At 69.2% G+C, this 22,962-nt stretch carries 23 protein-coding genes; 14 read left to right on the forward strand and 9 right to left on the reverse strand.

Going from position 1 to position 22,962, the window contains the following annotated elements:
* Positions 1-16: 16 nt before the first annotated feature.
* Entirely contained in the window at positions 17-364 is a 348-nt protein-coding gene (locus J7654_RS00445; RefSeq protein WP_209737322.1) for an ArsC family reductase, read from the reverse strand.
* 51 nt (positions 365-415) lie between these two features.
* Positions 416-1,393 carry a Bug family tripartite tricarboxylate transporter substrate binding protein gene (locus J7654_RS00450; RefSeq protein ID WP_209737323.1) on the reverse strand — a complete coding sequence of 326 codons (978 nt, stop codon included), beginning with the start codon at positions 1,391-1,393 and terminating at the stop codon, positions 416-418.
* Between the two features lie 224 nt (positions 1,394-1,617).
* On the opposite strand from J7654_RS00450, the gene J7654_RS00455 reads away from it, so the two are divergent.
* From J7654_RS00455 to J7654_RS00470, 4 genes are all read left to right on the forward strand, one after another.
* Positions 1,618-2,439: a MipA/OmpV family protein gene (locus J7654_RS00455; RefSeq protein WP_245195574.1), complete on the forward strand. Its 822-nt coding sequence runs from the start codon at positions 1,618-1,620 to the stop codon at positions 2,437-2,439.
* 90 nt (positions 2,440-2,529) lie between these two features.
* A complete protein-coding gene (locus J7654_RS00460; RefSeq protein ID WP_209737324.1) occupies positions 2,530-3,351 on the forward strand; it encodes an alpha/beta fold hydrolase in 822 nt (273 codons plus the stop codon).
* Between the two features lie 126 nt (positions 3,352-3,477).
* Positions 3,478-3,636, forward strand: coding sequence for a DUF3563 domain-containing protein (locus J7654_RS00465; RefSeq protein WP_209737325.1), 159 nt, complete (start codon positions 3,478-3,480; stop codon positions 3,634-3,636).
* Positions 3,637-3,943: 307 nt separating this feature from the next.
* Entirely contained in the window at positions 3,944-6,412 is a 2,469-nt protein-coding gene (locus tag J7654_RS00470; protein ID WP_209737326.1) for a transglycosylase domain-containing protein, read from the forward strand.
* Between the two features lie 69 nt (positions 6,413-6,481).
* Here the strand turns inward: J7654_RS00470 and J7654_RS00475 are convergent, their stop codons facing one another.
* From J7654_RS00475 to J7654_RS18400, 4 genes are read right to left on the reverse strand one after another with little or no spacing between them, the layout of a single operon-like run.
* A complete protein-coding gene (locus tag J7654_RS00475; protein ID WP_209737327.1) occupies positions 6,482-7,585 on the reverse strand; it encodes a DUF3618 domain-containing protein in 1,104 nt (367 codons plus the stop codon).
* Positions 7,582-7,977, reverse strand: coding sequence for a phage holin family protein (locus J7654_RS00480; RefSeq protein ID WP_209737328.1), 396 nt, complete (start codon positions 7,975-7,977; stop codon positions 7,582-7,584). Before J7654_RS00480 ends, J7654_RS00475 begins: the two co-directional genes overlap by 4 nt.
* Positions 7,967-8,794 carry an ATP synthase subunit B family protein gene (locus tag J7654_RS00485; protein WP_209737329.1) on the reverse strand — a complete coding sequence of 276 codons (828 nt, stop codon included), beginning with the start codon at positions 8,792-8,794 and terminating at the stop codon, positions 7,967-7,969. The genes J7654_RS00480 and J7654_RS00485 overlap by 11 nt, the downstream gene beginning before the upstream one ends.
* Positions 8,795-8,811: 17 nt before the next feature.
* The gene (locus tag J7654_RS18400) at positions 8,812-8,934 is read right to left on the reverse strand and encodes a hypothetical protein (protein ID WP_280842347.1); all 123 of its coding nucleotides are present in this window, start codon (positions 8,932-8,934) and stop codon (positions 8,812-8,814) included.
* A 277-nt stretch (positions 8,935-9,211) separates the two neighbouring features.
* Between J7654_RS18400 and dnaK the strand changes: the two genes are divergently transcribed.
* From dnaK to J7654_RS00515, 6 genes are all read left to right on the forward strand, one after another.
* Positions 9,212-11,137, forward strand: a complete 1,926-nt coding sequence (gene dnaK, locus J7654_RS00490; protein ID WP_209737330.1) for a molecular chaperone DnaK — start codon at positions 9,212-9,214, stop codon at positions 11,135-11,137.
* 194 nt (positions 11,138-11,331) lie between these two features.
* A complete protein-coding gene (locus J7654_RS00495) occupies positions 11,332-12,408 on the forward strand; it encodes an acyltransferase family protein (RefSeq protein ID WP_209737331.1) in 1,077 nt (358 codons plus the stop codon).
* 138 nt (positions 12,409-12,546) lie between these two features.
* A complete protein-coding gene (gene dnaJ, locus J7654_RS00500; RefSeq protein ID WP_209737332.1) occupies positions 12,547-13,701 on the forward strand; it encodes a molecular chaperone DnaJ in 1,155 nt (384 codons plus the stop codon).
* 37 nt (positions 13,702-13,738) lie between these two features.
* Positions 13,739-14,362, forward strand: a complete 624-nt coding sequence (locus J7654_RS00505; protein ID WP_209737333.1) for a class I SAM-dependent methyltransferase — start codon at positions 13,739-13,741, stop codon at positions 14,360-14,362.
* Positions 14,363-14,386: 24 nt separating this feature from the next.
* On the forward strand, positions 14,387-14,989 hold the full coding sequence (locus J7654_RS00510; RefSeq protein ID WP_209737334.1) for a class I SAM-dependent methyltransferase: 603 nt from the start codon (positions 14,387-14,389) through the stop codon (positions 14,987-14,989).
* A gap of 33 nt (positions 14,990-15,022) precedes the next feature.
* Positions 15,023-15,619 carry an HdeD family acid-resistance protein gene (locus J7654_RS00515; RefSeq protein ID WP_209737335.1) on the forward strand — a complete coding sequence of 199 codons (597 nt, stop codon included), beginning with the start codon at positions 15,023-15,025 and terminating at the stop codon, positions 15,617-15,619.
* Positions 15,620-15,625: 6 nt separating this feature from the next.
* Here J7654_RS00515 and J7654_RS00520 read toward each other — a convergent pair whose 3' ends face one another.
* On the reverse strand, positions 15,626-16,384 hold the full coding sequence (locus J7654_RS00520; protein ID WP_209737336.1) for an SDR family NAD(P)-dependent oxidoreductase: 759 nt from the start codon (positions 16,382-16,384) through the stop codon (positions 15,626-15,628).
* A gap of 177 nt (positions 16,385-16,561) precedes the next feature.
* On the opposite strand from J7654_RS00520, the gene hrpB reads away from it, so the two are divergent.
* The 3 genes from hrpB to J7654_RS00535 all read left to right on the forward strand — a co-directional run bounded on the left by hrpB (position 16,562) and on the right by J7654_RS00535 (position 20,966).
* The gene (hrpB, locus tag J7654_RS00525) at positions 16,562-18,985 is read left to right on the forward strand and encodes an ATP-dependent helicase HrpB (RefSeq protein WP_245195575.1); all 2,424 of its coding nucleotides are present in this window, start codon (positions 16,562-16,564) and stop codon (positions 18,983-18,985) included.
* 70 nt (positions 18,986-19,055) lie between these two features.
* Positions 19,056-20,357: an ActS/PrrB/RegB family redox-sensitive histidine kinase gene (locus J7654_RS00530; RefSeq protein WP_209740069.1), complete on the forward strand. Its 1,302-nt coding sequence runs from the start codon at positions 19,056-19,058 to the stop codon at positions 20,355-20,357.
* Positions 20,358-20,405: 48 nt separating this feature from the next.
* Entirely contained in the window at positions 20,406-20,966 is a 561-nt protein-coding gene (locus J7654_RS00535; RefSeq protein WP_209740070.1) for an ActR/PrrA/RegA family redox response regulator transcription factor, read from the forward strand.
* A gap of 4 nt (positions 20,967-20,970) precedes the next feature.
* On the opposite strand, the gene J7654_RS00540 is transcribed toward J7654_RS00535, so the two are convergent.
* Both J7654_RS00540 and cueR read right to left on the reverse strand, forming a co-directional pair.
* Positions 20,971-21,468 (reverse strand): MmcB family DNA repair protein, encoded by a 498-nt coding sequence (locus J7654_RS00540; RefSeq protein ID WP_209737337.1) that lies wholly within the window; start codon positions 21,466-21,468, stop codon positions 20,971-20,973.
* Between the two features lie 59 nt (positions 21,469-21,527).
* Positions 21,528-21,941: a Cu(I)-responsive transcriptional regulator gene (gene cueR, locus J7654_RS00545; RefSeq protein ID WP_209737338.1), complete on the reverse strand. Its 414-nt coding sequence runs from the start codon at positions 21,939-21,941 to the stop codon at positions 21,528-21,530.
* 235 nt (positions 21,942-22,176) lie between these two features.
* Between cueR and J7654_RS00550 the strand changes: the two genes are divergently transcribed.
* The gene (locus J7654_RS00550) at positions 22,177-22,929 is read left to right on the forward strand and encodes a L,D-transpeptidase (RefSeq protein WP_245195576.1); all 753 of its coding nucleotides are present in this window, start codon (positions 22,177-22,179) and stop codon (positions 22,927-22,929) included.
* Positions 22,930-22,962: the final 33 nt, after the last annotated feature.

The following is a 22,962-nucleotide window of genomic DNA, read 5'->3' on the forward strand; positions in this document are numbered from 1 at the left end:
GATCGGGCGAGCGCCTTCAGGAGGCGATCGCCTCATACGTCTCCGGCTTGAAGCCCACACGCAGCTCTCCGCCCGCCTCCAGCACCGGGCGCTTGATCATCGAGGGCTGGGCCAGCATCAGGGCCACGGCCCTGGTGCCGTCGAGCCCCTGCTTCTCCTCCTCGGGAAGCTTGCGGAAAGTGGTGCCCGCGCGGTTCAGCACCGTTTCCCAGCCCGCCTCGGCGCACCAGCGCTCGAGCCGCGCCCTCTCGACACCCTCGGTCTTGAAATCGTGGAAGCGGTAGGCGACGCCGCGCCCGTCGAGGAAGGCGCGGGCCTTCTTCACCGTGTCGCAATTGCGGATGCCGTAGAGAACGATGTCCATGCATTCTTTCCGTATGGAAGGGGCAGGCCGGAACCTGCCCCCGATTTCGCGTCAGTCCATGCGCGCGCCGGCGCGTTCCACCACCGGCGCCCAGCGCTCCACCTCGGCCCGCACGTGCTCGCCGAGTTCCTCCGGTCCCGCTCCCACGATGATCGCGCCCACTTCCTCCAGGCGCGCCGCCACACCGGGGTCCGCCACGGCGGCCAACGCCGCCTCGGTGAGCTTCGCGACGACTTCCGGCGGCGTGCCGGCCGGCGCGAACAAGGCGTTCCACGTATTGGTCTCGTAGCCCTCGATGCCCGCTTCCTGCATGGTCGGCACATCCGGGAAGGTCGCAGCGCGCTCGGTGGTCGTCACGGCAAGAGCCCGGAGCTGCCCGCTCTTGATCGGCTCGGTAGAGGAGGGAAGATTGTCGAAGATGATCGGCACCTGCCCGCCGATCACGTCCACCAGCGCCGGGCCGGAGCCCTGATAGGGCACATGCACCATGTCCACCTCGGCCAGCGCCTTGAACAATTCGCCCGAGAGGTGCAGCGGCGAGCCGTTGCCGGAGGAGGCGTAGACATACTCGTCCGGGTTCTCCTTCAGGAGCGCGACCAGCTCTTCCACGGTCTGCGCCGGAAATTGCGGGTTCACCGCCAGCACGTTCGGCACGGTGACGAGCCAGGCGATGGGCTCGAAATCCTCCACCGGGTCGAAGGGCGGGTTCGAATAGAGCGAAGCGGACAGGGCGTGGGTGGCGATGGTGCCCATCAGGATCGTGTAGCCGTCCGGCTGCGCCTGCGCCACGGCCGTCGCGCCCAGATTGCCGCCCGCCCCGGCGCGGTTGTCCACCAGCACCTGCTGGCCGAGCTCCTGGCTCATCCTCTGTGCCACGAGGCGCCCGACGAGATCGGTCGAGCCACCCGCCGCGAAAGGAACGACGAGCGTGATCGGTTGGGTGGGGAAGTCGGACTGCGCGCGCGCGGGCACGATTGCGGCGATCAGCGCGGCCATGCCCACGGCCGCTCCGGCGAACATCTTCTTCATCGAATCTCTCCCTCGGGACAGGCCCAATCCCGCCCTTGGTAAAGGCTAACGCCCCGCCGGGCGCCCGACAAGGCGCGCGTGGCCCACATGCAACGGCCGCCCGCAAAAGCAGCCCCCAGCGGCTAAGCGGCGCGCGAAAGCGATTGCCGTGTTCCGGGGGGGCCTGCGAAGACGAAGGTCGATCGGAGGCGCCCCGTGTGCGCACTCGCTGCCGGAGACATCCCTTGTCCATCCATCGCCTCGCCGCCGGCCTTGCCGGCATCCTCGTCGCCTCCCCCGCCTTGGCCGCCGACCCTTACGTTCTGGACACCTCGCAGGTGGCGATCGCCAACAACGCCGATCTCGTCATCGAACTTGGCATCGGCGGGCAGGTGCAGCCGCGTTTCCTGGGCTCGGACGAGTATATCCTTTCCCCCTTCCCCATCGTCTCGCTCTCGTATTTGAGCCTTCCGGGCCTGTTCGAGATCGGCGGCGGCCCGAAGACGGCTTTCTCGCTGGCGCCCTCCTTCCGCTTCATCGGCGAGCGGGACCCGTCCGACCATGAGGATCTCGCCGGCACGCGGGAGCTGGACCGCACCTACGAAGTCGGCCTGCGCGCCGGCTACGAGTTCAATTTCAACGCCGTCTACGGCGCCGAGGTCTTCGGCGAGGCACGCTATGCCTTCGGCGAGGCCGAGGGCTTCGTCGGCGGCTTCGGGGTGCATGCCATCGTCCGTCCAACGGAGGTGCTGGAGCTGAAGGTCGGCCCCCGCGCCAGCCTCGCCTCGGACGATTACGTGCAGACCTACTTCTCCGTCTCGCCGGCCGAGAGCATGGCTTCGCTGGGCAGGCTGGAGGCCTACGAGGCCGATGGCGGTTTCTATTCGGTGGGGCTGGAAGCCTCGGCCCGCTACGAGTTCCGGCCGGACTGGTTCCTGAATCTCGAGGCCGGCTACGAGCGGCTCGTGGGAGATGCGGAGGATTCGCCCATCGTGCGGGTCGGCAGCGCCAACCAGTTCACCGCAGGCATCGGCGTGTCGCGCCGCTTCTCGCTCGATCTTTTCTGAGCCACGGGCCCGCTGGCGCCGACGCGCCCGGCGGAACTCCGCCGGGCAACGGCGCATTCCCGCTCCTCGAACCAATCGAAGGAGACGGGCATGGGCTTCGTCCAGACCAAAGACGGCGTTGATCTCTTCTACAAGGACTGGGGCACGGGCCGCCCCATCGTCCTGATCCACGGCTGGCCGCTGAACGCCGACATGTGGGAGGACCAGGCGCTCGGCCTCGCCGGCCAGGGCTTGCGCGTGATCTCATACGACCGGCGCGGTTTCGGCCGGTCCGACCAGCCCTTCAGCGGCTACGACTACGACACGCTGTCGGACGATCTGGCCGCCCTTCTGGAGGCACTGGACCTGCAGGACGCCACGCTGGTGGGCTTCTCCATGGGCGGCGGCGAGGTGGCCCGCTACATGTCGCGCCATGGCGGCAAGCGCGTGGCCAAGACCGTGCTGGTGGCCGCGGTGCCACCCTTCCTTCTGAAGACCGACGACAATCCGGACGGCGTCGACGGCTCCACCTTCGACGGTTTCATCGCGGAGCTGGAGAAGGACCGGCCGCATTTCCTGGCCGGCTTCGGCAAGAAGTTCTTCGGCGCTGGGCTGCTCAATTTCGAGGTCTCTCAGGAGGTGCTCGACTGGACGCTGATGCTGGCGATGCAGGCCTCGCTGCCGGCGACCATCGCCTGCGTGGACGCGTTCGGGCGCACCGACTTCCGGCCCGACATGGCTCATTTCAACGTCCCGACGCTCGTCATCCACGGCACCTCGGACCAGACCGTGCCCTTCCAATCCTCCGGCAAGCGGGCCGCCGAGATGATTCCGGGTGCGCGACTGATCACTTATGACGGCGCGCCGCATGGGCTGCACTTCACCGAGAAGGATCGGTTGACCGCCGACCTCGCCGCTTTCGCCAACTCCTGATTCGAAGGGGGGCGCCGGTCGGCCGGTGCCCCCTTCGCCTTTCTGCATGGCTCGCATGCGCGATGCCGAGTTGCGGCCCTCATGGGCAATTCTTATTTCCCCTGCGAAAACAAGGGAAACAGCATCATGAACATTCGCAGCGCCCTGCGTGGCGCTTTTTCGGTCCGCAGCCAGCAGGACATCGAACGCGCCTATCTGGAACAGTCCAGCTCGCGCACCGATCTGGAGCGCCGCCAGCGTGAGATCGAGCAGGGGCTTCTGCGCCCGAAGCGCTTCGGGCTCTGATCGCCCAACCCCGTCAAATCGCCGCATTTTTCGTCCACGCCGTTCCGTAGAGGCATCGAAGCGGGGATCGCCTTCCGATTTCGCTGGCCCGCTCGCCGGCCGGATTCGATTTGTTGCGCCCTGGCGCGGCAAAGACGATCCGGAACCGGAGCGGGCCGCTTGCCTTGCGCCGTTCAGGGTGAATTCAGGCTGAAGCGGCATGATGGCGCGTTTTCGGCCGGACTTTTCCGGACGCGGGCGATAGAGGGGTGCGGGAAGCGGGGCGGCGCATGGCTCCTCCCGCCGGGCATGTAAGGGGGTCTGGCCGATGGCGCTTCAGCGCAGGCAAACGCGAATCGAGCCGACATTCGGGGGCGAGCCCGCCTCTGGCGAGGACTTCCGCCTGTCGGCCGACGACCGCGCCGTGCCCGCGCAGGACAAGGCGGCCCGCGCCAAGGCCGGCCCGTCCGGCGCCCCGTCCCCCTCCCGCACCGCCCGCAAGGGCAGGACGCCGGCCGGACAGGGAGGCGGAGGCGGAGGCGGCTTCTTCGGCCGCCCGCCGCGCAAGCGCCGCACTTTCTTCGGCCATATCGCTCGTCTGGCGCTCGTCGTGGCGTTCTGGGGCGCGGTCGCCGTGGCGGGCATCGTCGGCTATTTCGCCATGACCCTGCCGCAGGAGGCCTGGGTCGTTCCGGACCGGCCGCCCAACGTGAAGATCGTCTCGTACGATGGCGAGCTTCTGGCCGATCGCGGCCTGACCGGCGGCGAGGCCGTCTCGCTCGACCAGATGAGCCCCTACATCCCGCAGGCGGTGATCGCCATCGAGGACCGGCGCTTCTACAACCATCTCGGCGTCGATCCCATCGGCATCGCACGCGCCTTCTTCGAGAACATGGCGGCGGGCAACACCGTGCAGGGCGGCTCCACGCTGACCCAGCAGCTCGCCAAGAACGTCTTCCTCACGCCCGAGCAGACCATCCAGCGCAAGATCCAGGAAGCCGTCCTTTCGCTGTGGCTGGAGGCCAAGTTCTCCAAGGACCAGATCCTGGAGATGTATCTCAACCGCGTCTATTTCGGCTCCGGCGCCACTGGCGTGCAGGCCGCCGCCCGTCGCTATTTCGACAAGAACGCCTCCGAAGTGACGCTGACGGAGGCCGCCACGCTCGCCGGCGTCCTGCAGGCTCCCTCGCGCCTGACGCCGGTGCGAAACCCCGACGGCGCCAAGGCGCGTGCCATGGTGGTTCTGCAATCCATGCGCGAGGCCGGTTTCATCACCGAGGCCGAGCTGGAAGCCGCCCGCGCCGAGGAGCCCACCACCGCCCGCGCCTATTGGACGGGGGGCGAGCACTACGCCGCCGACATGGTGATGCGCGACCTGCGCAACCTCGCCCCGGACATCGCCGAGGACGTGGTGGTGGAGACCACGATCGACCTGAGCCTCGAAAAGCAGGCCGAGACCGTCATCCGCGAGACCATCGACGGCGCCACGCAGAACGTCACGCAGGGCGCGCTGGTGGCGCTGGACGGCACCGGCGCGATCCGCGCCATCGTCGGCGGCCGGGACTACAATGAGAGCCAGTTCAACCGCGCGGTGGACGCCAAGCGCCAGCCGGGCTCCACCTTCAAGCCCTTCGTCTACGCCACCGCGCTCGAATATGGCTGGCGGCCCGAGAATATCGTCAACGACGCGCCCACGCGCATCGGCAACTGGAGCCCGTCGAACTACGACAACAAGTTCCGCGGGCAGGTGACGATCGCCGACGCGCTGGCCTCCTCGCTGAACACCATCGCCGCGCAGCTCACGGCCGAGGTCGGGCCGGCGCAGGTGGTGGAAACCGCCAAGCGCATGGGCATCAACTCGCCCATGCAGGAGAACGCCTCCATCGCCCTCGGCACGGCCGAGGTCTCGCTGCTGGAGTTGACGGGCGCCTTCGCCCCCTTCGCCAATGGCGGCTACCAGGCCACGCCGCATCTGGTGAACCGCGTCACCACCGTCTCGGGAAAGGTGCTTTACGAGCGCGGTGCGGAAGTGCCGCCGGTCATCGTCACCGCCGATATCGCGGGGATGATGAACGCCATGCTCAGCCGCGTCGTCACCAACGGCACGGGCCGGCGCGCGGCGCTGGAGGGCTGGCAGGCCGCCGGCAAGACGGGCACCACGCAGGACTTCAAGGACGCCTGGTTCGTCGGCTACACGGCCAACCTGACCACCGGTGTCTGGTTCGGCAACGACAATGGCGCGCCCATGCGCCAGGTCACGGGCGGCGCGCTGCCGGCCGAGGCCTGGAAAACCTTCATGGTCGCCGCCCATGAGGGCCTGCCGCCCGTGCCCTTGCCGGGCGACTACCGGATCGGCGAGCCGCCCGCGCAGCCGGGCCTGCCGGAAGAGCCGGTGCAGGTCTTCATCGACCAGTGGGGCAACTATGTCGACCAATACGGCAATCCGGTCGATCCCTATGGCCGCCCGCTGGGCGGCGAGGGGCTGGTGGACAACGGGCAGCAGCAGGAGCTTCCCACCGTGCGCGGCGGGCAGGACGAAGGCTATGCGGCCCTGCCCCCGTCCGAGCAGCCGGCCCCGCAGCCCGACGGCGCTTATGCGCGCGGGCCGCAGGACCCCTACGGGGACGGCGGCTATGGCGCGCCCCCGCCCGAATACGGCTACGAGCCGGTGCCCGTGGAACCGCCCGCGCGCGTAGTGCGCCGGGACGAGCTTCCGCCGGACGCGGTGCTGGAAGGCCCGGTCGGCGGGGGACGCTCCATCGACCGCTCCCTCTTCCGGGGCCTCTTCGGCGGATGACATGAAAAGGCCGCGGGATCGCTCCCGCGGCCTTTCTGCTGGTTCGCCGTGATGGGCGGGCAGAGTGGCCTAGACCAGCCCTTCCTTCCTGGCGTCGTCCTTGGCGGCGTCCACCGCCTTGCCGACGACCGACGAGGCCTTTTCGGCCAGCGTCTCGCCCTCGCCCTGCGGTTTCAGGCCCTTGCGCTCGGCCTCTTCGCTGCCGGCCTTGTAGGCCTCGCTCGCCACATGCTCGGCCTTGCTCAACGCGTCGCGTCCATAGTCCACCGCGTCGTCCCGCAGGCGGTCGCGCGCCTCGCCGAACAAGGCGTCCTCGCGGCGCGTGGCGGGAAGCGCGGCGCCTACGGCCGCGCCGATGGCCAGTGCAACCGCGCCGACGATCAGCGGCTCCTCCTGTAGCGTGTCCAGGAAGCTGCGGCGCGCCTTGCGGCCGTAGCCGGCGGCCCGCCGCCCGGCTGAGGCGCCGCCGCGATAGACCGCTTCGCCTGCCCCGTAGGCCGCGTCCCGCGCGTCATGCATGGCATGGGTGACGGTCTCGGAGGCGGAACCGGCTGCATCCGAGATGGCAGAGCCTGCCGATTGCGCGGCATCGGATACGGACGAGCCCATCGAGCGAGCCGCACCGGCGACGCCGGACGCCGCCGAGGAGGCCGCCCCCGAGACGCTCGAAGCCGTGGAAGAGGCGGCGCCAGAAATGCCGGACGCGGCCGAGGAAGCGGCCTCCTTGGCGCGTGCGGAATAGCCCGGCCCGCGCCCGGAATCGCTGTAGCTGCCCGCCGTCGAACCGGCGTAGGGGCCCTCGCCCACCGTGTGCGGGCGGCCGTCGGCGATGGGATAGCCCCCGCCCGAGAGGCGGTCGCGATCGTAGAGGTCGTCCTCCTCGCGCCAGTCCTCATAGCGCCCCTTGAGCCGCCGGCCCTCGTCGCGCACGCCCTGGCCCATCAGCAGCCAGGCGACGCCCGCTCCCACGAGACCGAGCGCCAGCGGATTGTCGCGCACCTGCCGGTTCAGGTTCTTCACCATGTCCGCGCCCTGCCCGTCGCGGACATAGCCCGAAAGCTCGTCCACGATCTGGCCGACCGAGAACCGCTCCTTCAGCCGGTCGAGCGTCTCGTCGACCCGGCCGCGATGCGTTTCCGCCTCCCTTGCGAGGCGTTCGGTTTCTTCACTCATCGGGTCTGCTCCTTCACGAGCTGTCCGTCCTTGCGCAGTTGCTGCGCGGTGCGGTCCGGCGTCAGATTGGCCGGGTCGAGGTCCTTTTTGCCCTTCAGGAGCAGCATCACGCCGATGGCGGCGATGACGACGCCCACGATCAGGGCTGCCCAGCCGGGCGCGATCAACTCGGACAGGGCGATGACGAGCGCCTGCGCCAGCACGATGAGCGCGACGAGCAGGCAGATGGCGCCGGCGGCGATGGAGCCGCCGCCGACCTGGAGCTGGGTGATCTTGTCGGAAATCTCGGACCGGATCAGGCGCCCTTCCGTGCGGAAGAGCTCGCTCGCCTCACGCATCAGTTCGGCGATGAGATCGGGGACCGACTTCGTCTCGCGCGGCTCAACGCTCATGGCTGTCTCCCTTCTTGTCCGCGACGCCGAAGCCGGAGGTCGCCGGCGTGATGGCCGTGCGCGCCACGCCCGGCGTGGAGGTGGAGCCCGGCGTCGTCGTCTCGCCCGGGGTCTCGCGGCCCGGCGCGCCGGATACGGAGGAGGACGGTTTGGGCGTCGCGGAGCCGAATGCGGCGGGCGAGCCCGTGGCGGAGGTGCCGGTGCCGGCCGAGCCGCTCACCGGCGCGCTGCGCTCCTCGCCCGCAAAGCCGGACGTTCCGGACGAGGACGCGCCGTAGCCCGGCGAGCGCGGGGCCGGCCGGCCATAATCGGGACGCTCGTCGGCGCCCGGATAGTCCCGTTCGTCATGCTCGCCGGAGGCCTTGGCGAAGCGGCCGATGGCCACGCCCGCCAGCGCCGCGCCGATGAGGAAGGCCGCCGGCTGCCGGCGGGCGAAGCCGGCCACGGAGCCCGTCAGCTCCTTGATGCTCTTGCCCTCGATGGCGCCCGACACCTGCTCCAGCCCGGACGCGGCCTCTCGAACGAGGTTGGCGGCCATGGACTGGTCGCGGGCGCCCAGTTCCTCCGAGGCCTTCTTGATGGCGGCGGTGAAGTCGTTGAGGCTGCTGGCGGCATAGGCCTTGCCGCTCTCGGCGCCTTCGAACGCCTTGTCCTTTGCATCGGATGCCAGGCGCGAGGCTTCGTCTCGAAGAGTGGCGCCTGCCTTCTGCGCCTCGGCCTTGGCCGAGGAGGCTTCACGCGAGGCCGCGTCGCGCAAGGCGCCGGCGTCTGCCTTCGCCTCGTCCGGCGGTTGTGGGATGTTGGGATTGGAGACCATGGCGGTGTTCCTTTTCTTCAGGCGAGGCCGAGAAACGACAGGATGAAGAGGACGACCACGATCACCCCGATGAGATAGATGATGCTGTGCATGAGATGTCTTCCCTGGGCTCGCGTGCCGCGTGTGGCGCACGCCTTCACGCTTTGATGCCATAAGGGCCCGGGAGGATGGCCGGTTCCGGCGCCGGCCGCGATTGTTCGTTAGGCGCGAGCGGGCTTGCGCGGGCGCGAAAGGGCCGTGCGATCCGTCTTGCGCCCTCAAAACCCCATTCATATATAGCCCCCAGCCGCACCGGAGCCGGCAGCCGAAAGGCAAGGTGGCCGGCGGCAGCGGTTTTGATCGACAAGGGCCCGCCCCCCGGAATGCCTCCAGCGAGAGGGTCCCGGCGGGTCGCTAAATTCGAAGGAGTTTCGTCCCATGGCCAAGGTGATCGGCATCGATCTCGGCACCACCAATTCCTGCGTCGCCGTCATGGACGGCAAGAACGCCAAGGTCATCGAGAACGCCGAGGGCGCGCGCACCACCCCCTCGATGGTCGCCTTCTCGGATGATGGCGAGCGACTGGTGGGCCAGCCCGCCAAACGGCAGGCCGTGACCAACCCGGAGAACACGCTCTTCGCCATCAAGCGGCTGATCGGGCGCACCTATGACGACCCGCTGACCCAGAAGGACAAGGGTCTCGTCCCGTACGAGATCGTGCGCGCCGACAATGGCGACGCCTGGGTCCGCGCCCATTCCGAGAAGTATTCGCCCTCGCAGATTTCCGCGATGATCCTTCAGAAGATGAAGGAGACGGCCGAGGCCTATCTGGGCGAGAAGGTCGAGAAGGCGGTGATCACCGTTCCGGCCTATTTCAACGACGCCCAGCGCCAGGCCACCAAGGACGCGGGCAAGATCGCGGGCCTCGACGTCCTGCGCATCATCAACGAGCCGACGGCCGCCGCCCTCGCCTACGGGCTTGAGAAGAACGACGGCAAGACCATCGCGGTCTACGATCTGGGCGGCGGCACCTTCGACGTGTCGATCCTCGAGATCGGCGACGGCGTCTTCGAGGTGAAGTCCACCAATGGCGACACCTTCCTCGGCGGCGAGGACTTCGACCTGCGCCTGGTCGATTATCTCGCAACCGAGTTCAAGAAGGACCAGGGCATCGACCTGAAGAACGACAAGCTCGCCCTTCAGCGCCTGAAGGAAGCGGCGGAGAAGGCCAAGATCGAGCTGTCCTCCGCTTCGCAGACCGAGATCAACCTGCCCTTCATCACCGCCGACGCGAGCGGCCCCAAGCACCTGACCCTGAAGCTGACGCGCTCCAAGTTCGAAAGCCTGGTGGACGATTTCGTCCAGCGCACGGTCGGCCCCTGCCGCGCGGCGCTGAAGGATGCCGGCCTCTCGGCCTCGGACATCGACGAGGTCGTGCTGGTCGGCGGCATGACGCGCATGCCCAAGATCCAGGAGACGGTGAAGAACTTCTTCGGCAAGGAGCCGCACAAGGGCGTCAACCCGGACGAGGTCGTGGCCATGGGCGCGGCCATCCAGGCCGGCGTGCTGCAGGGCGACGTCAAGGACGTGCTGCTTCTCGACGTCACCCCGCTCTCGCTCGGCATCGAGACGCTGGGCGGCGTGTTCACGCGCCTTATCGACCGCAACACGACCATCCCGACCAAGAAGAGCCAGGTGTTCTCCACGGCCGAGGATTCGCAGAACGCCGTGACCATCCAGGTCTTCCAGGGCGAGCGCGAGATGGCGCAGGACAACAAGCTGCTCGGGCGCTTCAACCTCGAGGGCATCCCGCCCGCACCGCGCGGCGTGCCGCAGATCGAGGTCACGTTCGACATCGACGCCAACGGCATCGTCAACGTCTCGGCCAAGGACAAGGGCACCAACAAGGAGCAGCGGATCACCATCCAGGCTTCCGGCGGCCTTTCGGACGCCGATATCGAGCAGATGGTGAAGGACGCCGAGGCCAACGCCGAGAGCGACAAGAAGCGCCGCGCGGGCGTGGAGGCCAAGAACCAGGCCGAGAGCCTCGTCCATTCGGCGGAGAAGTCGCTCTCCGACTATGGCGACAAGGTTTCCGAGACGGACCGCAAGTCCATCGAGGACGCGCTCGCCGACCTGAAGGCCGAGCTGGAGAAGCCGGAGGCGGACGCCGAGGCCATCAAGGCCAAGAGCGAGCGCCTGGCGGAAGCGTCCATGAAGCTCGGGCAGGCGATGTACGAGGCCAGCCAGGCGGAAGCGGCGGCCGGCGAGACGCAGCCGGGCGATACCTCTGCCCAGGGCGACGACGTGGTGGACGCCGACTTCGAGGAAGTGCAGGACGACGACCGCAAGAAGTCGGCCTGACAGCCGAAATTCCCCGATTGACAGGAAAGGGCCCGGCGGTTTGCGCCGGGCCCTTTTTGCATGGCAGAAGGCATTCTCGGCGAGGCTTTGCTAACCTTGATCGAGAAAAGGACGGAGCCGTTCATGGTCTCCTACGGGAGGCGGCCTAAGCTTGAAGGCGCGCACGGGCAGGGAGCCAGGAGGGGTCGGCCGGAATGCACTACCGCACCTTCGATCTCTGGCGCTTCGTGGCGGCCATGCTCATCATGGTCTACCACTATCTCTATTTCGCGCCGATCGAGCTGTGGAACGTCCTCGGTCCCATCGTTCGCCGCCCGCAAGCGCTGCTCGACTTGTTCTTCATGATCTCGGGCTTCCTCGTCATGACGCGCTACGGGCGCGGCATGGAGAGCGCGGCGGACTTCGCGGGCTTCCTGCGCCGCCGCCTGGCCACGCTCTACCCCCTGCATCTCCTGACGCTCGCCTTTTTCGTTCCCATCGCGCTGGCGGGCGCGGCCGGGCTCATGACGCTGAACAATCCCGCGCGCTGGGATCTTTCGCTCCTGCCCCTGCACCTCACCCTTACCCATGCCTGGGGGCTGAGGGACGAACTGGCCTTCAACTTCCCCTCCTGGTCGCTCAGCGCCGAGCTGCTCTGCTATCTGCTCTTCCCCGCCATCCTTCTGCTGCACCGCCGCCTCGGCCCCAGGGGGCTCCTCGTGGCGCTTCTGGCCTGGGTCGTCGCCGTGGAACTCCTCTGGGCCTCGGGGCGCCTGGGAGAGGAGCACTGGAGCCGCGCCAACAATTTCGGGGCCTATCGCGCGCTGATCGGCTTTCTGGCCGGCTGCCTCGTGGCGCTCGCGGTCGAGGCCCGGCGGGTGGCCGTCACGCGCCTGTGGCCGGGGCAGGCGGTGCTTCTCCTCGCCGTCGCGCTGATGCTCGTCGAGGCGCCGCCTCTCCTGCCGATCGCCACGCTTGCGCTTGCGCTCTTCCTGGCCGCCGCGGCCGAGACCGCCCGCCCCTGCGCGACCCTCTTTCTTGCGGCGTGGAGCCCGCTCCTGCGCACGTCCTTCGGCATCTATCTCTGGCACATGGTCTTCGCCGCGATCTTCTATCAGTTGTTGTGGAACAAGCTGTTCGCGGGCGCGGGGTCGACGGCCTTCCTTGCCTACACGCTCCTGCCTGTCACCTTCACCATGGCGGCCGCCTTCCTCTCGCGGCCCTTCGAGCGGTGGGCCTATGCGCTCCTGACGGGCGGGGAGCGGGCACGGCAGGGCGTTGCCGCCGCCTGAGGGCGCCTGGTGAACCTTCCGTCTTTGGAACCACTATGGTAACGCCGCAGGTGCGTGCCCATATCGGGCCCACGCCGCCCGTTTTGGGCGCGCCTTTCGCCCGTGCCCGAAGACAATCGAGAAACGAGCCCAAGAGACGTGTCCGTCAAGGTCGATTACTACGAGACGCTCGGTGTCGCCAAAACCTGCGACGAGAAAACCCTCAAGGCGTCCTTCCGCAAGCTCGCCATGCAGTTCCACCCGGACCGCAACCCGGGAGATGCCGAGGCCGAGCGCCGCTTCAAGGAGATCGGCGAAGCCTACGAGGTCCTGAAGGACCCGCAGAAGCGGGCCGCCTACGACCGCTTCGGCCATGCCGCCTTCCAGAACGGCGGCGCGGGCGGCGGCGGCTTCCGTGGCGACTTCTCAGCCTCCATGGCCGACATCTTCGACGACATCTTCGGCGAGATGATGGGCCAGCGGCGCGGCCGCGCGGCCGGGGGCAGCGGCGGGCGCGAGCGCGGCTCGGACCTGCGCTACAACATGGAGATCAGCCTCGAGGAGGCCTTCACCGGCAAGACGGCCGAGATCGGCGTGCCCACCACGGTGCAGTGCGATGCCTGCACCGGCACCGGCGCCAAGCCGGGCACCTCACCGCGCACCTGCCCCACCTGCGGCGGTGCGGGCCGCATCCGCGCCACGCAGGGCTTCTTCTCCGTCCAGCACACCTGCCCCACCTGCCAGGGTCGGGGCGAGACGGTGGCCGACCCCTGCGGCAAGTGCGGCGGCGAGGGCCGCCTGCCCGAGGAACGCAACCTCTCCGTCAACATCCCGGCCGGCATCGAGGACGGCACGCGCATCCGCCTCGCCGGCGAGGGAGAGGCCGGGCTGCGCGGCGGCCCCTCAGGCGACCTCTACATCTTCCTCTCCGTGCGCGGGCACGAATTCTTCCAGCGCGACGGCGCAGACCTCTACTGCAAGGTGCCCGTCTCCATGACGACGGCCGCCCTCGGCGGGGCCTTCGAGGTGACGACGCTCGACGGGCAGACGACGCGCGTCAAGGTTCCCGAAGGCACGCAGACCGGCAAGCAGTTCCGCGTGCGCGGCAAGGGTATGCCCGTGCTGCGCTCGGCCCAGACCGGCGACCTCTTCATCCAGATCATGATCGAGACGCCCCAGAAGCTCTCGCGCAGGCAGCGCGAGCTGCTGGAGGAGTTCGAGGAGATCTCCTCCTCAGAGAACTCGCCGCAATGCACCGGCTTCTTCACGCGGATGCGCGAATTCTTCGAAGGCCTCGGAGAGAGCCGCACCTGACGGCGAGACCCGCCGCACCAAGGGAGACGATACGCCGATGACGTTGCCGCCCGCTCGCGACAAGTGCAACAGCCCCCGCCGGGGCATTCGCGAGGAGGCGCATTTCATTCTCGGCTGGCTGCGTCGCCCCTTGCGCACCGGCGCCGTCCTCCCCTCCTCCCGGGCGCTGGCCCAGACCATGGCCGCCGAGGTCCCGCTCGCCACCCTCGACGAGGCGAGCGTGGTGGTGGAGCTGGGGCCGGGAACCGGCGTCGTCACGCAAGCGCTGATCGAGGCCGGCGTCCCCGAGGAGAAGCTGGTTCTCGTCGAATATTCCCCGGAGTTCTGCAAACGCCTGCGCCTGCGTTTTCCCCGCGCGCGGATCGTGGAAGGGGATGCCTACCGGCCCGGACCCGCCTTCGAGAAGGCGCTGGCCGGGCGAAGGACCGTCGCCACGGTCTCCAGCCTCCCGCTGATGACGCGCCCCGACACGGAGCGAGAGGCCGCGCTTTCCCACCATCTCGGCCGCATGGCGCCGGGCGCGCCGCTGGTGCAGTTCACCTACGCGCTTACGCTCCCCGTCGCGCCCGCGCGCATCGCCGCCAAGGTGGAAACGACGCGCTGGGTGAAGCGGAACCTTCCCCCGGCACGCGTCCTCGTCTATCGCCGTTCCACGGAGTAGAGGTTGTTCATCAGGGGGGCAGGAATGCACGGGCAGAGCGAAGCGAAGGGCGACTGGGCGAAGTTCCTCGGCACATGGCTGAAGCACCCCGGCGCGATGGGGGCCATTGCCGCCTCGTCCAGAAGCTATTGCGACGCGATGGTGCGCGCGGCGACGACCCATCTCGACGGGCCGATCCTGGAGCTGGGCGCGGGGCTGGGCGTGGTGACGCAGGCTTTGCTGCGCGCCGGCATCGCGCCGGAGCGCATCACCTCCATCGAATACGACCGCGAGTTCGCGCGCGAGCTGAAGGCCCGCTTCCCGAACGTGAACGTCATCCAGGGCGACGGGCTCGACCTGACGGAAACGCTCAAGGGCCGCGAGGAGGAGCGATTCGCCGCCATCCTCCTCGCCATTCCCATCATCCGCTTCAAGCCGGACGAGCGGCGGCGGCTCCTGGAGCGCTATTTCGAGCGCATCGTGCCGGCCGGGAACCTCACCCAGCTTTCCTATTCCCTCACGCCGCCGGTCAAGCCGGAGCTCGGGGCCTACGCCGTGTCTTCCACGCCCGTCGTCTGGGCCAATCTCCCGCCGGCGCGCGTGTGGATCTATAATCGCGTGGGCGACGGCGCCCGCAGCCGGGGCTGAAAGCCCGCCAACCCTCCAGCCGAGGCATCTTCGATGACCCATGAGCCCCTCTCCCCGCAGACATCGGAACTGGAAGGGGTGGAGCGCGAGCTTCGCCGGCACCTTCACGAGAACTGGCGCGGCTACGCCTTCCAGGGCGGGCTGACGCTCGTCATCGGGGTCCTGGCCATCATCGCCCCCTTCGCCGCCACCTACGCCACCGTGCTGTTCTTCGGCTGGCTGCTGCTTTTCGGCGGCCTTCTGGGCCTGTTCGGCGCGTGGCGCATGCGCGGGCGCAGCGGCTTCCGCTCCACCCTTCTCTTCACCATCCTCGTCACGCTGCTCGGCTTCGTCATCCTGTTCGATCCCTTCGCGGGAGCGGTGACGCTGACCTGGCTGCTCGCCGTGTTCTTCCTTCTCTCGGCCGTGGCCAATTTCGCCTTCGGCCGGGCGCTGAAGGCGCGGGGCCTGCGCTCCTGGCCGCTGGTCCTGGCGGCCCTCGTCAACGTGGCGCTCGCGCTTTACCTCGTGGTCGGCCTGCCGGAGACAGCCGTCTTCGCGGTCGGCCTCTTCCTCGGCATCTCCTTCGTCATGTCCGGGTCGGGAACGCTGTTCGCCGCGCTGGAAGCCCGGCGCGACCGCCCCGCCTGACGCGGCTCACACGTGCTGGCCGCCATTGATGTGGAGTTCGGCCCCGGTCACGTAGGACGATTGTCCCGAGCACAGGAAGTAGATGATGTCGGCCACCTCGGAAGTCTTGCCGAGGCGGCGCAGCGGGATGGTCTCCACGATCTTCTCGGTGCCGGGCGAGAGGATCGCCGTGTCGATCTCACCCGGCGCTATGGCGTTCACGCGGATGCCGGCCGGGCCGAAATCGGCCGCCATCTCGCGCGTCAGCGAGGAGAGCGCCGCCTTGGACGTGGCATAGGCCGTGCCGGCGAAGGGATGCACGCGGCTGCCCACGATGGAGGTCACGTTGACGATGGAGCCCTGGGCCTTGGCAAGCTCGGCGTGGAGGCCCCGCGCCAGCATGATGGGGGCGAAGAAGTTCACCTGGAACACGTCCCGCCAGACATGCATGGGCGTGCGGATGGAATCCATGCGCGCGCCCTTCTCGGCCTTGGGCGAGATCGCGGCGTTGTTGACCAGCGCGTGGAGGCAGGAGCCGTTGGCTTCGAGCCGCCGCCGGATTTCCGAGATCGCGTAGCCCACATCCTCCTGGTCGGAGAGATCGACCTTGATGTGGTCCTCCGGCCCCGCCGGCCAGGGGCAATCCTCCGAGAAGGCCTGGCGCGAGCAGGTGATCACGCGCCAGCCCTCGCGCGAAAAGCGCTTGACCGTCGCGTGGCCGATACCGCGCGAGGCGCCCGTCAGAACGATCACCCGGCGCTCATCCAAAGCCGTTTCTTCCGCCATGGTGCCGATCCCGCTGCCACTTCAAAAGGTCTGGGCCCCTCTTAGCGCAAGCCCGAGCGATCCGCGACGGTCTTTCACGCGGAGCGCGACTGCACGAAGGCCGATCCTCGGCTATAAGCGCGGCGACGAGGAGACCAGCGGAGCACACCCATCCGTCCCGACCTTCCGAACCTGCCCGTGCGCGCCGTGCTGCCGCGGCTGGCCGAAGCGCTGAAGGCGAGCCGCAAGGCCGTCCTCGTTGCGCCGCCCGGCGCCGGCAAGACGACCCTGGTGCCGCTCGACCTTCTCGGCCGCGATCTCCCGGCCGGCAAGATCGTCCTCGTCGAGCCGCGCCGCCTTGCCGCCCGCGCGGCGGCTAGCCGCATGGCCACGCTTCTGGGCGAGAGCGTCGGCGACACGGTGGGCTGGCGGATGCGCCTCGACACACGCGTTTCGGCAAGCACGCGCATCGAGGTCGTCACCGAAGGCGTCTTCACCCGCATGGTCCTCTCCGACCCGGAGCTTTCGGGCATCGGCGCCGTGCTCTTCGACGAGTTCCACGAACGCTCGCTGGACGGCGATTTCGGCCTCGCCTTGGCGCTCGATGTCGCCGGAGCGCTGCGCGAGGATCTGCGCATCCTCGTCATGTCCGCAACGCTGGACGGGGCGCGCGTGGCAAGGCTTCTGGGCGATGCTCCGGTCATCGAGGCGCAGGGGCGCGCCTTCCCGGTCGAGATCCGCCATCGCGACAGGCCCGGCACGCAGGCGATCGAGGATGCGGTGGCCGAGGCCGTGCTCGACGCGGTCAGGGACGAGGAGGGCAGCGTCCTGGCCTTCCTGCCCGGCCAGCGCGAGATCGAGCGCACCGCCTCCCGCCTCGATGGCCGCCTGCCGGCGGGCGTCGTCCTGGCCCCGCTCTACGGCGCGCTCGACCAGAAGACGCAGGACATGGCGGTGCGCCCCATGGAGGGCGGCGCGCGCAAGGTGGTGCTGGCCACCTCCATCGCGGAGACCTCGCTCACCATCGAGGGCGTGCGCATCATCGTCGATTCGGGCCTGTCGCGAAGGCCGGTCTTCGAGCCGGCGACGGGCCTTTCGCGGCTGGCCACGGTGCGCGTCTCGCGCGCCTCCGCCGAGCAGCGGGCCGGCCGCGCCGGGCGCACCGAGCCGGGCATCGCCATCCGCCTGTGGCGCGCGGAGGCCAGCGCGGCGCTGGAGGCCTTCGACCCGCCGGAGATCCTCTCCACCGACCTGTCCGGCCTCGTGCTCGATTGCGCCGCCTGGGGCGTCGCGTCGCCCGCCGACCTCGCCTTCCTCGACCCGCCGCCCGCGCCCGCGCTGGCCGAGGCGCGCGCGCTGCTCGTCGAACTCGGCGCGCTCGACGCCGACGGGCGGCTCACCGCCGAGGGCCGGGCCATGCGCACGCTCGGCCTGCCGCCGCGCCTGTCGCGCATGGTGGTGGGCGCGGCGCCCGGCGCCGCCCGGCGCATGGCGGCCGAGCTGGCGGTGCTTCTCACAGAGCGGGGCCTCGGCGGCAACGACACCGACCTGTCCGAGCGCCTGCGCCGCTTTCGAACGGACAAGAGCCCGCGCGCGAGGGCGGCGGCGGGGCTTGCCGGCCGCATCGCCCAAAGCGGCCCGGCGGCCGGGCTCGACACATCCGAGGCGGGCACCTTGCTGGCGCTGGCCTTCCCCGACCGTGTGGCCGTGGCACGCGGGGCGCGCGGCCACTTCCTCCTCGCCAACGGGCGCGGCGGCCGGGTGGACGAGACCCATGCCCTCGCCGCCCAAGGGGCCCTCGTCGTCGCCGAGTTGCAGGGTGAAGCGCGCGCCGCGCGCATCCTCTCGGCCGCCGCCCTCTCGCGCGAGACGCTGGAAAGCGGCGGCGCCGGCCGGATCGTGGAGGAGGCCCGCATCGCCTTCGACGCCGCCAGCCGCTCGGTGCGTGCGCGCACGATCCGCCGCGTCGGGCGCGCGGTTCTGTCCGAGTCCCCTCTCGCGAACCCGGACCCGCAGGCCGTGGCGGCGGCACTTGCCGGCGGCATGCGCCAGCTCGGCCTGTCCTGCCTGCCCTTCGGCAAGGAGACCGAGCGGCTGCTCTCCCGGCTCGCCTTCCTGCGCCAGAGCGTCGGGGAGCCTTGGCCGGACGTCTCGCAGGCCGCACTCCTCGCCGATCTGGAGGACTGGCTGATACCCTATCTGCCCGGCATCGCCCGCATGGAGGCCATCGGCCCCGGCGCGCTGCACGACGCGCTTCTCGCCCGCCTGCCGCCGGGCCTTGCCGCCCGTGTCGAGCGTGCGGCCCCCTCGCATTTCGAAGCGCCGACGGGCTCGCGCCTGCCGATCCGCTACGAGGACGGGCAGGCGGTACTGCCGGTGCGCGTGCAGGAATTGTTCGGCCTGAAGGCCCACCCCACGGTGGCGGAGGGGCGTCTGCCGCTGACTTTGGAGTTGCTTTCGCCCGCGCATCGGCCCATCCAGATCACCCGCGACCTGCCGGGCTTCTGGGCGGGCTCCTGGCGCGATGTGCGGGCCGACCTGCGCGGGCGCTACCCCAAGCATTCCTGGCCGGAAGACCCGGCCTCGGCGCAGCCCACCGCGCGCGCCAAGCCCCGCGCCTGAGGCGCGACGGAGACCGACCATGCCGAACCCCGCCGCCGACCCCCGCTTCTGGACCGGCCTGCCGGCGCTGATGGAAGCGCCGCGCGAGAGCCAGCGCCTGCGGCTTGCCACGCTCACCCGCCTGCGCACGCTCTCCATCACCGGCCAGACGGCGGCCTGCGTGTTCGTTGCCTGGGTGCTGTGGTTTCCGTTTCCCGTATCGGCCTGCTTCGCGCTCATCGCCCTCTCGCTGGCGCTCAACGTCTGGCTGCGCCTGCGCTATCGCAAGAGCCACCGGCTGTCGTCGCGCGCGGTCGCGCTCGTCATGGCCTTCGACATCCTCCAGCCGGCCAGCCTGCTCTTTCTCACCGGCGGCATCTACAATCCCTTCGCGATCTTCCTGATCGTGCCGGCGATGATCGCCGCCGCCACCCAGCCGCCGCAGACGGTGCTGGGCCTGTCGCTTCTCGCCGTCGCCTCGGCCAGTTTCCTGACCTTCTTCCATTTTCCCCTGCCCTCCGCGGGGGAGCTGCCGCCGGCCCTTCCCCAAGCCTATGTGGGTGGGCTGTGGCTCGGCATCGTGGTGACGCTCGCCTTCGCCACCTTCTACATCTACCGGGTCGCCGCCGAGGCGCGCGCGCTCTCGGACGCGCTCGGCGCGACGGAGCTGGTGCTCCAGCGCGAGCAGCACCTGTCGGCCCTCGACGGGCTGGCGGCGGCCTGCGCGCACGAGCTCGGCACGCCGCTGGCCACCATCGCCCTCGTGGCCAAGGAAATGGGCCGCGCGACACCCGCCGACGCGCCCCTGCGCGAAGATGTCGATCTTCTCATCACCCAGTCCGAGCGCTGCCGAGACATCCTGCGCCGCCTGACGAGCCTCTCGGCCCATTCCGAGGAGCACATGGCCCGCCTGCCCCTCCTGTCGCTGGTGGAGGAGGTCAGCGCCCCGCACAAGGGCTTCGGCATCGCCATCACGGTGGAGGCGAAGGGCAATTCCGGGCAGGAGCCGGTGACGCGCCGCAATGCCGGCGTGCTCTACGGCCTCGGCAATATCGTGGAGAACGCGGTGGACTTCGCCGTCGCCCAGGTGACGCTGCGCGTGCATTGGGACGAGGAGCGGGTGCGCGTTCTCGTGCTCGATGACGGGCCCGGCTTCTCGCCCGAGGTGCTGTCGCGGATCGGCGATCCCTACATGGCCCGGCGGGAGGGCGACGAGCGAGAAACGGGCGGAGGCCTCGGCCTCGGGCTGTTCATCGCCAAGACGCTGCTGGAGCGCTCCGGCGCCGAGATCGCCTTCCGCAACCGCGAGGCGGGCGGCGCCAGCGTTTCCATTTCATGGCCGCGCACGGCGCTTCTCGGCCCTGCCCTGCGGCAGGAGGCCGCGCTTCATTGAACGGGGCGTCTCGATACGCCATCTAGAGCGAAAGGATCGACGACGATGATGATGGATGCGCAGCAGGATCAGGATGGCGCGGCGGGCGAACGGTCACTGCTGCTCGTCGATGACGACCGCGCCTTCGTCACGCGCCTTGCCCGCGCCTTCGAAACGCGCGGCTACCCGGTGCGTGCCGCCACCAGCGTCGCCGAGGGGCTGGATGCGGTGAAGCACGAGGCCCCGGCGCTGGCCGTGGTGGACATGCGGCTGGAGGACGGCAACGGCCTTCAGATCATCGAGGCGCTGCGGGCCGCGCGCCCCGACGCGTGCATCGTGGTTCTCACCGGCTACGGCAATATCGCCACCGCCGTGACGGCGGTGAAGCTCGGCGCCATCGATTATCTGGCCAAGCCTGCGGATGTGGACGAGATCGTCGCCGCCCTCACCCGCGAGGGCGCAGCGCCGGCCGAGCCGCCGCAGAACCCCATGTCGGCCGACCGGGTGCGCTGGGAGCATATCCAGCGCGTCTACGAGATGTGCGAGCGCAACGTGTCCGAAACCGCGCGCCGCCTGTCCATGCACCGGCGCACGCTCCAGCGCATTCTGGCCAAGCGCGCGCCGCGCTGAGGGCTCAGTCCATCCCGCTTCCCGTCATGTAGGGGTTGGCCGCCCATTCGGCCTGGAGCAGCCGGTCGGCCGAGAGGCGGGCGAAGCGCAGCGTCAGGGCCTTGCGGGTGGCGGGCGCCAGACGGTGCTCGGGCGCCTCGCGCAGCATCTCCGCGCCATAGCCGTCGGAGACGATCAGCCCGCATTCCGCCGGGAAGATGGAGACAGGCACGCCCGGATGCGTGGCGAAATACAGCCTGTCGCAATGCAGGCGGTAGTCCGGCCATTTTCGGTCGCAGCGAAAGTCCTCCACGGAGGTCTTGATCTCCACGATGGAGAATTCACCCTTCTCAGAAAGGCAGAGCAGATCGGCCCTTCGGCCCGAGACGAGCGGTATCTCCGGCAGGAGCGACACGCGGTGCTCGATCATCAGGCGCTGGACGCCCCGGCGAACCAGCATGGCGCGCTCGGACTGGCGTCCGTCGATGAGAGGCTCGAACCTGTGGGGCGAAACGATCGGCATGGGGGCATGGTTAACGCCATGCGCCGGGTTCGATCAAGCGCTTTGGCCTCGTTTCGTTCTCAATGCGCCGGGCGCGCCACCCTGGCGCTCTCCCCCGCGATCTCGTCCAGGATCGGGCAATCGGGGCCCTGCCCGCCCGCGCAGGCCTCCGTCAGCTCGCCGAGTGCCTTCTTCAGCGATTCCAGCTCCGCGATCTTGCGCTCGATCTCGCCGATCCGGCGCGCCGCCAGGTGCCGCACATCCTTGGAGTGGCGGTTCTCGTCGCCGTAGAGCGACAGGAGCTTGCGCGCCTCCTCGATGGAGAAACCGAGCGAGCGCGAGCGTTGCAGGAAGCGCAACAGATGGATGTCCCGCTCCCCATAGTCGCGATAGCCGTTGCGCGCGCGCGCCGGGCGGATGAGCCCGATCTCCTCGTAATAGCGAATCGTCTTGGGCGGCAGGCCGGAGCGCCGCGACGCCTCACCGATATTCATGCCGAAATCCTCGATGCCGGAACCGGTCCCTCGTTCGATGCACGAGATGTCGCGCGCGAAGGCGGCGTCAACTGTGCCCTTGCGGCAACAAGCACATCTTAACCCTCGCCTGCTTTGATGGGCGGCGTTGTCAGGCGGAAGAGCTCCGCTTACGACGCTTCATGAGACTTCAAGGGTTTTGGCGCCGCGCGTCGTCCTGCTTCCGCGTCGCTTGCCCCTCGGCCGCTGGATACCCATGACCCTCGCATCCAAGATTCTCCCTTTCGCCCTCCTGGCCTCCGGCATGCTGCTGGCCGGCTGCAACACCCATCAGAACCAGGCCAGCCGGGCCACCGATGCGGCCGTGGCCACCGCCTTCTCGGGCGAGGCCGCGCCGATGCTGGCGGGCGGGCCCCTCGGGCCGGTGGAGCTGACGGCCTATGCGGCGGTCCAGGATGGCGGCTTCAACCTGCCGGCCATCCCGGTGGAGCGGATCGAGCCCAGGTTCCTGCGCCAGCGCGTCGTCTATGACGGGCGCGGCTTCGAGCCCGGAACGGTGGTGGTCGATACCAACGACCACTTCCTCTATGTCATCGAGCCGCGCGGCACGGCGATGCGCTACGGCATCGGCATCGGCAAGGCCGGCTTCGAATGGTCCGGCGAGGCCTATGTGCGCGACAAGCAGCACTGGCCCAAATGGTTTCCGCCCAAGGAGATGATCGAGCGCCGGCCTGAACTGGCACCCTACGGCAACGAGGTGGGCATGAATCCGGGCCTGATGAACCCGCTGGGTTCGCGCGCCCTCTATCTCTGGCAGGGCAACAAGGACACGCTCTACCGCCTGCACGGCACGCCGGAATGGTGGTCGATCGGCAAGTCCGTCTCTTCCGGCTGCATCCGCCTCCTGAACCAGGACGTGATGGATCTTCACGATCGCGTGCCCTTGAACGCGCGCGTCATCGTCCTGCAACCGGGCGAAACGCTGGAGTCCAAACGCGCCGTCAGCTGACAGTTGAAAGCGGGGGAACCGCGCGGGCCGGGT

It is taken from the genome of Aureimonas populi (assembly GCF_017815515.1).
GTDB lineage: Bacteria > Pseudomonadota > Alphaproteobacteria > Rhizobiales > Rhizobiaceae > Aureimonas > Aureimonas populi.

Excerpts from the sequence above, each read along its gene's own strand:
- J7654_RS00445 (WP_209737322.1), bottom strand. The coding sequence starts at position 364 with ATGGACATCGTTCTCTACGGCATCCGCAATTGCGACACGGTGAAGAAG.
- J7654_RS00450 (WP_209737323.1), bottom strand. The coding sequence starts at position 1,393 with ATGAAGAAGATGTTCGCCGGAGCGGCCGTGGGCATGGCCGCGCTGATC.
- J7654_RS00460 (WP_209737324.1), top strand. The coding sequence starts at position 2,530 with ATGGGCTTCGTCCAGACCAAAGACGGCGTTGATCTCTTCTACAAGGAC.
- J7654_RS00465 (WP_209737325.1), top strand. The coding sequence starts at position 3,478 with ATGAACATTCGCAGCGCCCTGCGTGGCGCTTTTTCGGTCCGCAGCCAG.
- J7654_RS00470 (WP_209737326.1), top strand. The coding sequence starts at position 3,944 with ATGGCGCTTCAGCGCAGGCAAACGCGAATCGAGCCGACATTCGGGGGC.
- J7654_RS00475 (WP_209737327.1), bottom strand. The coding sequence starts at position 7,585 with ATGAGTGAAGAAACCGAACGCCTCGCAAGGGAGGCGGAAACGCATCGC.
- J7654_RS00480 (WP_209737328.1), bottom strand. The coding sequence starts at position 7,977 with ATGAGCGTTGAGCCGCGCGAGACGAAGTCGGTCCCCGATCTCATCGCC.
- J7654_RS00485 (WP_209737329.1), bottom strand. The coding sequence starts at position 8,794 with ATGGTCTCCAATCCCAACATCCCACAACCGCCGGACGAGGCGAAGGCA.
- dnaK (WP_209737330.1), top strand. The coding sequence starts at position 9,212 with ATGGCCAAGGTGATCGGCATCGATCTCGGCACCACCAATTCCTGCGTC.
- J7654_RS00495 (WP_209737331.1), top strand. The coding sequence starts at position 11,332 with ATGCACTACCGCACCTTCGATCTCTGGCGCTTCGTGGCGGCCATGCTC.
- J7654_RS00505 (WP_209737333.1), top strand. The coding sequence starts at position 13,739 with ATGACGTTGCCGCCCGCTCGCGACAAGTGCAACAGCCCCCGCCGGGGC.
- J7654_RS00510 (WP_209737334.1), top strand. The coding sequence starts at position 14,387 with ATGCACGGGCAGAGCGAAGCGAAGGGCGACTGGGCGAAGTTCCTCGGC.
- J7654_RS00515 (WP_209737335.1), top strand. The coding sequence starts at position 15,023 with ATGACCCATGAGCCCCTCTCCCCGCAGACATCGGAACTGGAAGGGGTG.
- J7654_RS00520 (WP_209737336.1), bottom strand. The coding sequence starts at position 16,384 with ATGGCGGAAGAAACGGCTTTGGATGAGCGCCGGGTGATCGTTCTGACG.
- J7654_RS00530 (WP_209740069.1), top strand. The coding sequence starts at position 19,056 with ATGGAAGCGCCGCGCGAGAGCCAGCGCCTGCGGCTTGCCACGCTCACC.
- J7654_RS00535 (WP_209740070.1), top strand. The coding sequence starts at position 20,406 with ATGATGGATGCGCAGCAGGATCAGGATGGCGCGGCGGGCGAACGGTCA.
- J7654_RS00540 (WP_209737337.1), bottom strand. The coding sequence starts at position 21,468 with ATGCCGATCGTTTCGCCCCACAGGTTCGAGCCTCTCATCGACGGACGC.
- cueR (WP_209737338.1), bottom strand. The coding sequence starts at position 21,941 with ATGAATATCGGTGAGGCGTCGCGGCGCTCCGGCCTGCCGCCCAAGACG.
- J7654_RS00550 (WP_245195576.1), top strand. The coding sequence starts at position 22,177 with ATGACCCTCGCATCCAAGATTCTCCCTTTCGCCCTCCTGGCCTCCGGC.